A 13621-nucleotide genomic window follows, 5' to 3' on the forward strand; every position below is an offset into this window, starting at 1 on the left:
CAAAAAATAGACAGTATTTACAGCAACATGAGATTTTTGCATTGAATATTATCTCCAGTCCAGGCTCTGGTAAAACTTCATTATTAACGGCAACGATTGATGCGTTGAAAGATCAGCTGGACATTAATGTGATTGAAGGCGATCAGAGCAGTCAACTGGATGCTGAGCGCATTCGCAATTCTGGCGCGAAGGCTATTCAGATTAATACCGGTAAGGGTTGTCACTTGGATGCTCATCAGGTGGGGCATGCCATTGAGGACTTAAACCCAGCAGATAAAGGCGTGTTATTTATCGAAAATGTAGGCAATCTGGTCTGTCCGGCACCATTTGATCTTGGCGAGGCCTACAAGGTCGTTATGCTGTCAGTAACCGAAGGCGAAGACAAACCGCTTAAATACCCAGATATTTTTTATGCAGCGGATTTGATGATCATTAATAAAACTGATCTGTTGCCCTATGTTGATTTCAATATGGATAAATGTGTCGAATACGCTAAGCAGATCAATCCGAACTTAATAATTATTGAACTCTCAGCGACAAAGGGCGATGGTTTAAGCGAGTGGGTGCAATGGATCAAGGCGCAACGAACATTAAAGGCTGTTTAGGCGCGTCACTGAAATTTATAACGAACATTGTGCATAACCCACAGTAGATGATTAAAACAATCAATTTTAATATTATTTAGCAGAACCTGTTGGAGAAGAGGCTAGAGCACCAATCACAAGAAAACTCATCACATTAGCCAAGCAGTTGTAAGTCCAACTGCAGACGCAGCCAATAATGGCAGTAGAACGCGCATCCCCAGCCCCGGGCCGCCAATAAAGCTGGCTAATAATGCTTTAACAAGCGTGTTTGACGATGCAGCAATAACAATGCCCAATGCGGCGAGGTTGACTGATAAATCGGTGGTACTCATTCTAGACAGTGCCAGGTTAATCGGGTCCACATCGGCAATGCCCGATATCATTGTCATCAAATAAATACCCGCTTCACCAAAATAATCAATCGCTGCCTTACTTAACAAGATGACGAGCACCAATAAAGCGCCGAAAAACAGTGCAGATTTTAGCTCTAGTGGATTAATCAAATGGGTCATCTTAGCGGGTGTCTGAGCGGCTTTTTTATGCCAGATGACAAGTGATGATAATAAAACCACAGCCATCATAACTGACATGGGAACCAGTAGTTTACTGAACAGCGCTGGATTGATAAGGCTAGAAACCAATAGAACACGAGGAAACATGGTGCCACAGGCAAGTAAGATACCTGCCGCTAGCAGGTTCCTCATGGTCTCTTGCTTTTGGGATAACCGAGCATAATGCAAGGTCAAGGCAGTGGATGATGCCATACCTGCTGCTAGTGCAGTTAAGATGACCCCTCTGCTTGGCCCAGCTATCTTCATCGCAAAATAACCGCTGAATGAAATGCTTGCGATGAGAACAACCATCCACCATATTTCATAGGGATTTAAAGCTTGCCAAGGCCCATAACCACGGTCGGGGAGGATAGGCAGAAGAACGACAGAAATAAGAAGAAGTTGCAAAGCGGCATGCAGTTCCTTTTTTTCTAGTTTTTTTAACCAGCCATGTAATGCCTCTTTATATCGTAATAATATTGCTGTCAGTACAGCGATAGATGCTGCCAGATCTACATGCTCTAGGGTAGCAAATACGCCCAATATAAAGGTCAGCAGCATTGTAATGAGGCTGGTAATGCTGGCATCTTCGCTATTGTTTCGCTGCACTGTATAGGCCGTTGCTACGGTGATAGAGAATCCCAAAAAAATAAAACCTAATACCATTGCATCAAGGTACTGTGACAGCAAACCAGCTCCGCCACCCAGAAGCCCTGTCAGACCATATGTTCGCAGGCCAGCTATCCTTTCACCGTCTTTTGCTTCACGGGATTTCCAGCCACGTTCGGCACCGATAAGAAGACCTATAGCTAGCGCTATGCCCATAAGCGTTATCTGTTTAGCATCAACAAAACCGTTCACTTTTTTCTCCAGTGGTTGGCTTATAGAAGGTTGTAGTATGTATAAAGTTGGATTTTTCCATCACTCTCCTTTCATTTTTTGGAATGCGAGCCGCATCTGTTTTTCTGCCTCAATAATAGTAAACAGTGCGATACCAACCGCGATAATGATAAGACCGTCTAAGAAGGGGATAGACTCAGTGGAAAAAATTGTTTGTAGTAACGGCAAATAGGTAATAGCAAATTGTGCAATCGTTATGGAGATAACAACAGCCCAGACGACTTTGGTGCCGCGTACTCCCTGCCAAGTTAATGAGGCACTATAAATGTTTCGAATAAAAAACAGATGAAAGATTTCCATCACGACCAAGGTGTTTAGCGCGATGGTTCTTGCTAAATTGACTGAATAACCATTATCTATGGCGTAGCTGTAAGTGCCAAAGACGCCACAGAGAAACAGAAACGATACTAGTACGATATGCCAAAGCAAACCACCATTTAATAGTAGTTCATGACGTGATCGCGGTGGTCGCCGCATGGTGTTTTTCTCGGTGGGTTCAAACGCCAAAGCAATGCCCAGTGTTATGGCGGTAATCAGGTTAACCCATAGAATTTGAATCGGGGTGATCGGTAGCGTCATTCCCAAAAGCAAGGCTAATACGATTGTCATGGCTTCACCGGCGTTGGTCGGTAGCGTCCAGCTGAGGACTTTTTTTAAGTTATCGTATACCGTGCGACCTTCGCGTACAGCGGCCACAATGGAAGCAAAGTTGTCATCGGCTAATACTAGGTCTGCTGCTTCTTTTGCCGCTTCACTGCCCTTTAACCCCATGGCAATACCGGCATCAGCTCTCTTTAGCGCGGGTGCATCGTTAACACCATCACCAGTCATCGCAACGGTCTTTCCGTGGGCTTGTAAGGCCATGACCAAGCGTAATTTATGCTCTGGGTTGGTGCGGGCAAATATATCGCATTCTAATATTGCTTGACTCAGTGCTGTGTCATCAAGTTCATCAAGCTCTTTACCGCTGAGGACTTTAGTCGTGTTTTGTAGACCAACCTGCTTACCGATGGCAGCAGCTGTTTTCGTGTGATCACCAGTAATCATTTTTACTTGGATGCCAGCATCATGACATTCTGCTACCGCTGTAATGGCCTCTTGTCTGGGCGGGTCAATCATGCCCAACATACCAATCAACGTTAACGAACCTGATACCTCTGCATGTTCTAATACTGTGTGTGCTGGTGAAGTGGGATTAACCGCAATCGCCAGTACACGTTGACCGAGTGCGGCAATGGCGTCTGCCTGCTCGCTCCAATAAACGGTATCTAAAGGTTCAGTGCCACCATTGGCGCTTCGTTGATTCGCGCACATGGCGAGCATACGTTCTGGCGCACCCTTTACATGTATACAAGCGTGATGCTCATGATCGTGATTGAGTGTTGCCATAAACTGATGTTTAGCGTCAAAAGGAATGGCATCGGTTCGAGCCCAGCTAGCTTGTTCTTGACGGGTATTCAAATCCATTTTTCCGGCGAAGCTTAGTAGCGCGCCTTCCATTGGGTCGCCTTCAACAATCCAGGCCCCATTGTGTTCGCGCAGCGAGGCATCATTGCAGAGTATTGAGGCGCGGGCCAACTCTTCCAGTACGGCGTGTTGCGCTGGAGACACAAAAGCGTCCTCCAGCATGAGTGAACCTTTGGGTTCATAGCCACTACCTTCTAGGGTAAAAAGATGGCGGTGAGTGAGTACAGAGGAAACCATCATTTCATTGCGAGTTAGGGTGCCAGTTTTATCTGTGCAAATGACTGATACCGATCCAAGCGTTTCTATGGCAGGCAAGCGTCGTACGATGGCGTTGCGCTGAGCCATGGCTTGCACACCAATAGCCAAGGTAATAGTGAGGACTGCTGGTAGGCCTTCAGGAATCGCCGCCACAGAAAGCCCCACTACAGCCATGAATATCTCAGTAAAATCGTAATGTGCAACAAAGTAGCCGAATGCCAATAAGATCACAGCGATGACAAGAATCAAAATGGTCAGCCATTTGGCAAACACATTCATCTGTGTCACTAACGGTGTTGTTAGCGTTTCGATTTGCGATAGTAATCCACTGATTCGACCGATCTCAGTGTCTGACCCTGTCGCCACTATCACCCCTTTGCCCTGACCACTAGTGACGAGTGTGCCGGAGTAAGCCATACAGCTACGGTCTCCTAAGGCGGCATTCTCGGCAACTAAGTGTGTGTGTTTATCCACTGGTACAGATTCACCGGTTAAAATTGCTTCTTGCACAGTTAATCCATGTGCGTTAATTATTCGAAGGTCAGCGGGCACTTTATCACCGGCCTCCAGTATGACGATATCGCCGGGAACCAATTGCTCGCCAGCGATATTGGCGCGCTCTCCAGCACGAATAACATTGGCTTGAGGCGCTAACATATGGCGGATGGCATCCATAGCCTGTTCGGCTTTTCCTTCTTGCATAAAGCCGATAATGGCGTTAACAACGACCACCGTCAAAATAACCCAAGTATCGACCCAATGACCTAGAAGGGCGGTAATTAGAGCAGCGCCGAGTAGTACATAGATAAGGATATTATGAAAATGCAGAAGAAAGCGTACCAAGGAGTTACGACGGGGTGCTTGTGGCATTCGGTTGGGACCATGGGTGGAAAAACGAGCTTCAGCGTCGATTTTAGTCAAGCCGTTTTGTGAGGAGCCTAGGGCCTCCAGTGTAAGGTCGGAGGAAATTCCATGCCAATTAGTCTTTGACGACGCACCTGTGTTTTTCATATTTGCCCATTGTTAGCGTATAAAAAAATATCAACGTTGGTAAGCACCTTATCTATCATCCTAACAGATCTTGTATAAACTGCTTATTGGAAAAAAATCGGTTCTGGTAAGTGGGAGTGACCGGCAAAGTTTAATTTAATCGTTTTTCAGGCACCGTATCGGATTCGCTATTATTTCGATCTATTTTCTTTCGTTCTTGAAATACCCCAGCTATACTATTTTCAGCTTGAGGTTTCTAAAACTAAGGTACATGGAAAGTTAAAATAATGAGAACAGTGGTTGTAGCGAGTACAATTTTTATATTCTGGTTTATGCTCTCAGGGCATACCGAAACGTTGTTGATCGGGTTAGGTGTTTTATCTACGGTGATCAGTGTCTATCTTGCAAGGCGAATGGATATTATTGATCATGAAAGTTACCCTTTTCATCTAAGTTTACGCTTGTTACATTATTACTTTTACTTGGGAGCGGAAATTATTAAATCTAATATTGATGTGGCGAAACGGATTCTGACGCTTGGGCCTGTTAATATTAGTCCGCAAGTTGTTACACTTCGCGCCAGTAAAGAAACTGACTTAAGTAAAGTTATTTATGCTAACGCGATTACGCTGACACCAGGTACTGTGACCTTGAAGTTATCAGACGATGAAATTGAAGTACATGCGTTAAGTAAAGAAGGCGCTGCTCATTTAAAATCGGGTGAGATGGCCAAGGCTGTTCCTGATATGCCAGAACACACTTTATGATGTACGCTGCCGCAACACTCGCCATTTTAGTTGTTATTTTATTGCCCTTGGTAAGAGCTTTACTGGGGCCAACGGTTTATGACCGTATTGCGGCAATGAATATGTTGGGCACTAAAACAATTTTATTAATTGCTGCCTATGCCTTTTTGACTGATCGACATGACTTGCTTGATATTGCGTTGGTTTACGCGCTGATTAACTTTATTGGCGTGGTTGCTGTTTTAAAATTAATTGAGCAGGGTAATTTTTATACTGAAGGTAAGACGGTAGTTAATAACGAACAGAAGATGAAAGAAAAATGATGATGGATATACTCAGCTGGGTCTGTTTAGCATTGGGTAGTTTTCTGGGTATTGTTGGTGGTATCGGTATACTGCGTTTCCCTGATTTTTATACAAGACTTCATGCCGTTGGTATTACAGACACCTTATGTGCAGGACTTTTTTTATTAGGGTTAGCTTTTCAGGCAGGCTTAACAATAGCCAGTTTTAAATTATTTCTAATTTTCGTGTTTATTTTTTTTACTAGTCCTACTGCCTCACATTCCCTCGCTAATGCGGCTATGTTGGGTGGGCTTAAACCTAAACTTTCAAACGACGACACAACGGATTCAAGCAAGTTGGGTGATGAATGATAGATAATGTTGTTGATATTATATTGCTCAGCCTTATTGCCATCCATGCGATTGCGATTATTCGTCTGAAAAGTATATTTACGGTCATCATGCTATTTGCTGGATTTAGTTTTCTATCAGCTGGTTTGTTTGTGGTTATGGATGCCGCTGATGTGGCTTTTACTGAGGCTGCAGTGGGTGCTGGTATATCGACGGTGTTGATGTTGGCAACGCTCGGGCTGACCTACTCACCCAAAGATATTAATAAAGAAGAAAAACGAGCAACACATAACCCATGGCTCCCTTTCATGGTGGTGTTAGTTACCGGTGCGTTATTAATTTATGGCACATGGGATATACCCGCATTTGGTGATTTGGCAGCACCGGCGAATCAGCACGTAGCACCCTATTACTTAGGTAACAGTTTATCTGATACAGGCGTGCCCAACGTGGTGACTTCGATACTAGCGAGTTATCGTGGGTTTGATACCTTGGGTGAAGTCACTGTTATTTTTACTGCAGGTATTGCAGTACTATTGTTGATTGGTGGCCGTCGGCGTAAACCTCAATTAGAGAAAAGAGACGATAACGGTGAAGCATAATTTAATTTTACGGGTTGTTTCAAAATTCCTTATCCCCCTTATTTTGCTGTTCGCACTTTATGTTCAGTTCCATGGCGATTTTGGCCCTGGTGGCGGTTTTCAAGCGGGGGTGATTTTTAGCGCAGCAATTATTTTATATGCGTTAGTCTTTGGCGTAGATAATGCAAAAGCAGTGATTTCACCGTATGTTCTTCGCCTTCTTGCCAGTTTAGGCGTATTAATTTATGCAGGAACGGGTGTAGCGGCATTAATCTTAGGTGGTAATTATTTAGAATACAGCGTGCTAGGGGCTACGCAAATAGCGGGTCAGCATCTTGGTATCTTGGTCATTGAGTTGGGTGTGGGTATCACCGTAATGTCTGTGATGTTGCTAATGTTTTTTACGTTTGCTGAACGCGGCAGACCAAACTTAAAATCAGAGCCTGAGTCAGGATTGGAATAAGTTATTTATGGAGATGATTCTTGGGCATTATAATTACTGGTTGGTCATTGTTATTATGATGGCTGGGTTTTATACCGTTATTAGTCATGGCAATTTGATAAAAAAAATTGTTGGCTTGAATATTTTTCAGGTTTCAGTTTTTTTGCTTTATATCAGCATTAGTAATGTAGAAGGCGGTGCGGTACCGATTATAGAAAAGGGCGTCGATCTTTACTCTAATCCCTTGCCTCATGTATTAATTCTGACGGCTATTGTGGTCGGTGTGGCAACAACTGCCTTGGGTTTAGCGCTTGTCATTCGAATCAAAGAAGCGTATGGCACTATCGAAGAAGATGATATTCATCGTCAGGATCAATCATTATGATAGAAAGCCACCTAAGTCTACTGTTAGTTGTTTTACCTTTAATGGCGGCACCTATTATAGCGGTGCTACCAAATGGCCGTTTGCCTTGGGCCGTTAGTACGATAGTGAGCTGGTCAGTTTTTTATATGGCGGCTTGGCAATTAATCAATGTCAGCACAGGGCATACGATCAGTTATGAACTTGGTGGCTGGGCTCCTCCTTGGGGTATTGAATACCGTATTGATGCGGCAAATGCACTGGTTGCCTTGGTGGTTTCTGGTATTGCTGCGCTAACCTTACCCTACGCATTAAAAAGCGTTATTAAGGAGATTCCAGAGAAGCAGCACGCGCTTTTTTATACGGCGTTTATGTTGTGTTTGACCGGTTTATTGGGTATTGCGCAAACAGGCGATATATTTAATTTGTTTGTCTTTTTAGAGATTTCGTCTTTATCATCATATGCATTAATAAGTTTGGGTAGGCAACGTCAGGCATTGACGGCGGCTTATCAATATCTAATTATGGGGACGATTGGAGCAACATTCTTTATTATTGGGGTGGGTTTACTCTATGCGATGACTGGCACGCTTAACATGGCGGATTTATCGCAACGGTTACCAGAGTTATATAACCATCGTACTATTCATACCGCTTTTGCATTTATTATGGTGGGCTTTGCATTAAAGTTAGCCTTGTTTCCATTACACCTTTGGTTACCTAATGCTTACACTTATGCGCCGACGGTTGTGTCTGTTTTTCTTGCAGCGACGGCAACAAAGGTTGCAGTTTATGTCATGTTACGTATGGTATTTTCAGTGTTTGGCTTTTCGTTTATTGAAAATACACCAGCGGATGAGTTGTTTATATTGTTATGCGTAATGGGTATTTTATCGATGTCATTTTATGCCATTTACCAGAAAGACAGTAAACGCTTACTGGCATACTCTAGTGTGGCTCAAATTGGTTATATGATGCTGGGTATAGGCTTAGGAAGTGTCCTAGGTGTTACGGCAACTATGGTGCATTTATTTAACCACGCCTTAATGAAGGGAGCTTTATTTATGGCAATCGGTACCTTAGTTTATAGAGTCAGTTCTAGTCGCCTTGAGCACTTTTCTGGGTTAGGTAAGCAAATGCCGTGGACCTTTGGGGCGATTGTGATAGGCGGGCTTAGTTTAATTGGCGTGCCCGGTACGGCAGGTTTTATTTCTAAATGGTATTTAGTACTGGCGGCGATTGAAAAACAGAATTGGTTTATTGTTGGTGTAATCTTAACGGGTTCGTTGTTGGCCGTTGTGTATGTTTGGAAGCTCGTTGAAGTACTGTACTTCAAAGTAGCTGATAAACCACAACAAGGGCAAATAAGTGCAACAGAGGCACCATTAATGATGCTAATCCCCATGTGGGTATTGGTATTGGCTAATGTGTATTTTGGTTTTAATACTGAGCTGACCGTGGGTACGGCAGAGCAGGCGGTTAAATTATTGCTTCCAGGTGCTAGCGAATGAGGTTGAATAAATGATCGGCTTAGCAGGCGAGCAAATAATCCAATTAGCTATCTTAATGCCGCTAGTGGCGTCAGTTTTAATTGTGTTAGCGGGTAAAAAACCTAATCTTCGTGAAGCAATAACACTCATTACAGCCGTGATGGTTGCTCTATTAGTGATGACACTTGCTGGCCAAGTGAACGCTGGTGAGCGACCAAGTTTTGATGTGTTTGAAGTGATTCCTGGCATCAATATTAGTTTTTCAGTAGAACCGTTAGGGATGTTGTTTGCCTTGGTGGCGAGTATTTTGTGGCTAGTAACCTCCATTTATGCGATCGGTTATATGCGAGGTCACCATGAAAAGAACCAAACACGCTTTTATGCCGCATTTGCCATTGCCATTGCTAGTACGCTAGCGGCAGCATTTTCTGGCAATATGTTTACCTTATTTCTTTGCTATGAAATATTAACGCTATCAACCTATCCACTTGTTACGCATGCGGGTACTAAAGAAGCAAAGCGCAGTGGCCGTATCTATTTGGGTATTCTTTTGGGAACCTCTATTGGTTTCCAGTTGTTGGCTATTTTACTGACTTGGTCAATAACGGGTACGCTTGATTTTAAAGATGGCGGTATTTTGGCTGGTAAGCTAGATCCTGCCTATGCTGGTATTCTGTATGCCTTGTTTGTTTTCGGTGTTGGTAAAGCGGCTATCATGCCATTCCATAAATGGTTACCTGCCGCGATGGTTGCACCTACGCCAGTCAGTGCTTTGTTACATGCTGTTGCCGTTGTGAAAACGGGTGTATTTGCGATCCTTAAAGTGACGATTTATATTTTTGGTAGTGATTTTATTACAAGCTCAGGAGCCAGTGATTGGCTTATTTGGTTTGCCGCAGTAACTATCTTATTGTCCTCATTGATTGCAATGACTAAGGATAACCTTAAAGCACGTTTAGCGTATTCAACCATCAGCCAACTCAGTTACATTGTATTGGGCGCACTGGTGGCTGTTGAGATGAGCTTAATCGGCGCATCTATGCATATTGCAATGCATGCATTTGCGAAAATCACCTTGTTTTTTGCTGCAGGGGCTATTTTAGTAGCAGCGCATAAAAAGGATATTAGTGATATGGACGGTTTAGGCCGTGTTATGCCGATCACTTTTGCCGCATTTACTATTGGCAGTTTGAGTATTATTGGTTTACCTCCTTTTGGTGGCATGTGGAGTAAGTGGTATTTAGCATTAGGTATGGTGCAAACTGAACAATGGGTATTGTTAACTGTTTTAATGCTTAGTTCATTACTTAACATCGCATATCTATTACCAATATCAGTGCGTGCGTTTTTTGCAAAACCTAAAGAAGGTGTGGTGTATACACAGATAAAAGAGGCGCCCATCAGTATGTTAATGGCTATAGGGTTTACATCACTCGCTTGTATCGTTTTGTTTTTTTATTCTGACCCATTTTATAACCTCGCTGTAGATGCAGCGACGGGTCGTTAGAGAGTACTTAATATGTCAAACAAAATTGAAGATGAAAAAACTTACTTGTTTGATAACCCACGCAATGTTTCGCGTCTGTTATTAGGCTTTTATATCATTTCTGCAGGGTTGTTTATTGCAGACTTCTTTGTTCATCGTCATACCGTTCACCCCTGGGAAGGCTTTCCAGGTTTTTATGCCCTATATGGTTTTGTGGCTTGTGTGTTGCTAGTTTTTATTTCCAAGGAAATGCGCAAGGTACTCATGAGGGATGAAGATTATTATGAAATGAAGGAAAAGAAAGATGATGTGGATAAGTAATTTACCACCCTTCATTCCTTTTTTTATTGCCGCGATATTGGTACTGGTTACGCGTGGTCAGGTACGTAATATAATTCTACTTGCAACACCGGTTTTGGGTGGTTTACATTTATGGTTAGATGTACAACCGTTTGTTCCAATGCAGGCAAGTGATACCTTAGTCAAAGCAACTGCATTATCATATCCATTAACCGTATTTACGTATCAACTTGAGTTTATGCGAGTTGATAAGTTGAGTTTGTTATTTGGTTATTTATTTCATATTGCCAGCTTTATTGCCATCGTGTATGCCTTACATGTGCGGGATACCACGCAACAGGTGGCAGGGTTACTTTATGCAGGCAGTGCGCTAGGGGCAGTGTTTGCAGGGGATTTAATAAGTTTATTTATTTTTTGGGAATGCCTGGCATTAAGTTCAGTATTCTTGATTTGGGCTAACCGTACTGACCGTGCCATTCAGTCGGGCATGCGTTATTTGATATTTCAGGTAGCCTCTGGTGTGTTATTACTAGCGGGTGCTTTGGTCTATTACAATGAACATGCTTCATTGGCTTTTGATTATATTGGGCTTAATGGTATCGGCAGTTGGTTAATATTTTTAGCATTTGGTATTAAGTGTGCGTTTCCTTTTTTACACAATTGGTTAACAGACGCTTACCCTGAAGCGACCGCTAGTGGGACAGTCTTTTTATCTGCATTTTCGACTAAGCTTGCGGTATATGCTTTAGCACGTGGGTATCCTGGAACAGAGCTTCTGATTTATATCGGTGCTGTAATGGCCTGTTTCCCAATCTTCTATGCGGTCGTTGAAAATGATCTCAGGCGTGTTCTAGCGTACAGTATGATTAACCAGTTGGGTTTTATGGTGGTAGGTGTTGGTATTGGCACTGCTCTAGCGCTAAATGGCACAGTTGCACATGCCTTCGCACATATCATTTATAAATCACTGTTGTTTATGTCAATGGGTGCAGTCATGTATCGTGTTGCTAACATTAGAGGCTCAGATCTTGGCGGCTTGTATAAGAGCATGCCCTGGACAGCAACATTTTGTATTATTGGCGCCGCCTCAATTTCTGCTTTTCCCTTATTTAGTGGTTTTATTGCAAAATCATTAATCATGGTTGCTGTGCTGAAAGAAGGGCATGAAGTAGTTTGGTTGATGTTATTGTTTGCAGCGGCAGGTGTATTCCATCACGCGGGTATTAAGGTACCGTACTTTGCTTTTTTTCATCATGATTCGGGAATTAGGGTTAAAGAGGCGCCGATTAACATGTTAATTGCAATGGGCGTTGCGGCTTTCTTATGTATATTTATTGGTACACAGCCACAATACCTTTATGCGTTATTGCCATGGAAATTTGATTATTGGCCGTATGATTTGACACATGTATTGACCCAGTTACAGTTACTCTTTTTCTCTGCGTTAGCCTTTGTTTGGTTAAACAAAAAAGGCTTGTACCCACCTGAGCTACGCTCGGTTAATATTGATGTTGAGTGGACGTATAGAAAACTATTACCTGCAACAGCAAGGGCGAGTTATAAATTATTGGATCAGCTTAACCGTGTTGTAGTAGCCACTCTTCGTCAAAGTTGGGAAGGTGCTCAATCGGCTTTTCAAGCCAGTCGTTTATCTCAATATCATTTAGCGAGTAGCTGGCCAACCGGAAGTATGGTGTTGTGGATTGGCGTTATTTTAGGTGGATACCTATTAGCTGATATTTATTTTAAATAACAGCTAATAGGCTTATAACAAGAACTTAAAGTCTTTTCGCTATTGGCATAGGGTATTAACCCACAGTAGAAAACCTTCTCTGTACTCTAATCGTTTTGTTTTTTCCCAGCAGTTTTGACTTGCGTCTCATCGTGAGCACAACATGCCAAGGTGCCGTATTATAAAAATAATAACGTAGATGAGTGTTCACTCGTTTCGTTAATAAGTAGGGCTGTTTGTTATACGCTGGCCCATTTTTTACTCCTACCATATCTAATAATTACCTAAATATATCGTTTAAGACGCTTTATAAAACACAGATTTAAAAGTGGAAGACTGTATATAAGGCACATTTATGGTGCGCTGCATGATGAAAGTTGCGCATATATAGTGCAGTAGAGTATATGGATTCTTAAATTTGAAAATAAATTTATTTAGACATTTATTATTCGAGTTAAGTATAAAAATATTTATTTTTAATAGATTGATTCTAAAGTCTTTTTTTAATAAGAAGGTGTTAAAAAAAATAGGGTGGCATTGTAGTTGCTTTAAGTAAACTTAAAGTGCGACGAGGTAGAACTAATTTTACGGCACTAGAGGTTGGTAATCATTATTTAGACTATTTATAAAGGAGTTTGCAATGACACGTAATGAGGTAACTGAATTAATTATCTTACAAAAATCAGCCATGGGTTTTACCTGGTCTGAGTTAGCAAAAGCGATAGATAAGAGTAAAGAATGGACAACGGCGGCTTTATTAGGGCAAATGACATTAACGAAAGAGCAAGCCGAGACACTTGGTACGATGCTTGATTTGCCTGTTGATGCGACGACCCAATTACAAGTAGTTCCTTATAAGGGCTCCTTACCTACAGCCGTTCCAACAGACCCTTTAATTTATCGTTTTTATGAACTAGTTAATGTGTACGGAACGACGTTTAAAGAACTGATACATGAGGAGTTTGGTGATGGAATTATGAGTGCTATTGATTTCAGCATGGATCTTAAACGTGAACCAGACCCATTGGGTGATCGTGTGAATATTGTAATGAGTGGGAAGTTTCTTCCGTATAAAAGTTACTAATCATTTAATTAATTT

At 42.3% G+C, this 13621-nt stretch carries 14 protein-coding genes; 12 read left to right on the forward strand and 2 right to left on the reverse strand.

Annotation, left to right across the window (positions count from 1 at the left end):
* The coding region (gene hypB, locus KUG63_RS01170; protein WP_287553711.1) for a hydrogenase nickel incorporation protein HypB at window positions 1-605 on the forward strand (605 nt) is incomplete at its 5' end.
* Between the two features lie 128 nt (window positions 606-733).
* Here hypB and KUG63_RS01175 read toward each other — a convergent pair.
* Together KUG63_RS01175 and KUG63_RS01180 are read right to left on the reverse strand one after the other, a co-directional pair.
* Window positions 734-1996, reverse strand: a complete 1263-nt coding sequence (locus KUG63_RS01175) for an MgtC/SapB family protein (protein ID WP_287553713.1) — start codon at window positions 1994-1996, stop codon at window positions 734-736.
* Window positions 1997-2056: 60 nt separating this feature from the next.
* Window positions 2057-4771, reverse strand: a complete 2715-nt coding sequence (locus KUG63_RS01180; RefSeq protein ID WP_287553715.1) for a cation-transporting P-type ATPase — start codon at window positions 4769-4771, stop codon at window positions 2057-2059.
* A gap of 266 nt (window positions 4772-5037) precedes the next feature.
* Here KUG63_RS01180 and KUG63_RS01185 point away from each other — a divergent pair, with 266 nt between their 5' ends.
* From KUG63_RS01185 to cynS, 11 genes are all read left to right on the forward strand, one after another.
* A complete protein-coding gene (locus KUG63_RS01185; protein ID WP_015005605.1) occupies window positions 5038-5517 on the forward strand; it encodes a Na+/H+ antiporter subunit E in 480 nt (159 codons plus the stop codon).
* Window positions 5514-5819: a monovalent cation/H+ antiporter complex subunit F gene (locus KUG63_RS01190; protein WP_287553718.1), complete on the forward strand. Its 306-nt coding sequence runs from the start codon at window positions 5514-5516 to the stop codon at window positions 5817-5819. Before KUG63_RS01185 ends, KUG63_RS01190 begins: the two co-directional genes overlap by 4 nt.
* Entirely contained in the window at window positions 5816-6151 is a 336-nt protein-coding gene (mnhG, locus tag KUG63_RS01195; RefSeq protein WP_041230487.1) for a monovalent cation/H(+) antiporter subunit G, read from the forward strand. The genes KUG63_RS01190 and mnhG overlap by 4 nt, the downstream gene beginning before the upstream one ends.
* The gene (locus KUG63_RS01200) at window positions 6148-6732 is read left to right on the forward strand and encodes a DUF4040 domain-containing protein (RefSeq protein WP_015005608.1); all 585 of its coding nucleotides are present in this window, start codon (window positions 6148-6150) and stop codon (window positions 6730-6732) included. The genes mnhG and KUG63_RS01200 overlap by 4 nt, the downstream gene beginning before the upstream one ends.
* A complete protein-coding gene (locus tag KUG63_RS01205) occupies window positions 6722-7174 on the forward strand; it encodes a Na(+)/H(+) antiporter subunit B (RefSeq protein ID WP_015005609.1) in 453 nt (150 codons plus the stop codon). The genes KUG63_RS01200 and KUG63_RS01205 overlap by 11 nt, the downstream gene beginning before the upstream one ends.
* 7 nt (window positions 7175-7181) lie before the next feature.
* Entirely contained in the window at window positions 7182-7538 is a 357-nt protein-coding gene (locus KUG63_RS01210) for a cation:proton antiporter subunit C (protein ID WP_015005610.1), read from the forward strand.
* Window positions 7535-9025, forward strand: coding sequence for a monovalent cation/H+ antiporter subunit D family protein (locus KUG63_RS01215; protein WP_015005611.1), 1491 nt, complete (start codon window positions 7535-7537; stop codon window positions 9023-9025). Before KUG63_RS01210 ends, KUG63_RS01215 begins: the two co-directional genes overlap by 4 nt.
* A gap of 10 nt (window positions 9026-9035) precedes the next feature.
* Window positions 9036-10511 (forward strand): monovalent cation/H+ antiporter subunit D family protein, encoded by a 1476-nt coding sequence (locus tag KUG63_RS01220; protein ID WP_287553723.1) that lies wholly within the window; start codon window positions 9036-9038, stop codon window positions 10509-10511.
* A gap of 12 nt (window positions 10512-10523) precedes the next feature.
* The gene (locus KUG63_RS01225) at window positions 10524-10811 is read left to right on the forward strand and encodes a hypothetical protein (protein ID WP_015005613.1); all 288 of its coding nucleotides are present in this window, start codon (window positions 10524-10526) and stop codon (window positions 10809-10811) included.
* On the forward strand, window positions 10795-12543 hold the full coding sequence (locus tag KUG63_RS01230) for a Na(+)/H(+) antiporter subunit D (RefSeq protein ID WP_020932773.1): 1749 nt from the start codon (window positions 10795-10797) through the stop codon (window positions 12541-12543). Before KUG63_RS01225 ends, KUG63_RS01230 begins: the two co-directional genes overlap by 17 nt.
* 619 nt (window positions 12544-13162) lie before the next feature.
* Complete coding sequence (gene cynS / locus KUG63_RS01235) at window positions 13163-13606, forward strand: cyanase (RefSeq protein WP_277642241.1); 444 nt, start codon at window positions 13163-13165, stop codon at window positions 13604-13606.
* Window positions 13607-13621 lie beyond the last annotated feature (15 nt).

The sequence above is a fragment of the Cycloclasticus sp. genome (genome assembly GCF_019090545.1).
Lineage (GTDB): Bacteria > Pseudomonadota > Gammaproteobacteria > Methylococcales > Cycloclasticaceae > Cycloclasticus > Cycloclasticus pugetii.

Coding starts and splice junctions, on each gene's coding strand:
- KUG63_RS01230 (WP_020932773.1), top strand. CDS start 10,795: ATGATGTGGATAAGTAATTTACCACCCTTCATTCCTTTTTTTATTGCC.
- KUG63_RS01210 (WP_015005610.1), top strand. CDS start 7,182: ATGGAGATGATTCTTGGGCATTATAATTACTGGTTGGTCATTGTTATT.
- KUG63_RS01225 (WP_015005613.1), top strand. CDS start 10,524: ATGTCAAACAAAATTGAAGATGAAAAAACTTACTTGTTTGATAACCCA.
- cynS (WP_277642241.1), top strand. CDS start 13,163: ATGACACGTAATGAGGTAACTGAATTAATTATCTTACAAAAATCAGCC.
- KUG63_RS01190 (WP_287553718.1), top strand. CDS start 5,514: ATGATGTACGCTGCCGCAACACTCGCCATTTTAGTTGTTATTTTATTG.
- KUG63_RS01220 (WP_287553723.1), top strand. CDS start 9,036: ATGATCGGCTTAGCAGGCGAGCAAATAATCCAATTAGCTATCTTAATG.
- KUG63_RS01185 (WP_015005605.1), top strand. CDS start 5,038: ATGAGAACAGTGGTTGTAGCGAGTACAATTTTTATATTCTGGTTTATG.
- KUG63_RS01200 (WP_015005608.1), top strand. CDS start 6,148: ATGATAGATAATGTTGTTGATATTATATTGCTCAGCCTTATTGCCATC.
- KUG63_RS01215 (WP_015005611.1), top strand. CDS start 7,535: ATGATAGAAAGCCACCTAAGTCTACTGTTAGTTGTTTTACCTTTAATG.
- KUG63_RS01180 (WP_287553715.1), bottom strand. CDS start 4,771: ATGAAAAACACAGGTGCGTCGTCAAAGACTAATTGGCATGGAATTTCC.
- mnhG (WP_041230487.1), top strand. CDS start 5,816: ATGATGATGGATATACTCAGCTGGGTCTGTTTAGCATTGGGTAGTTTT.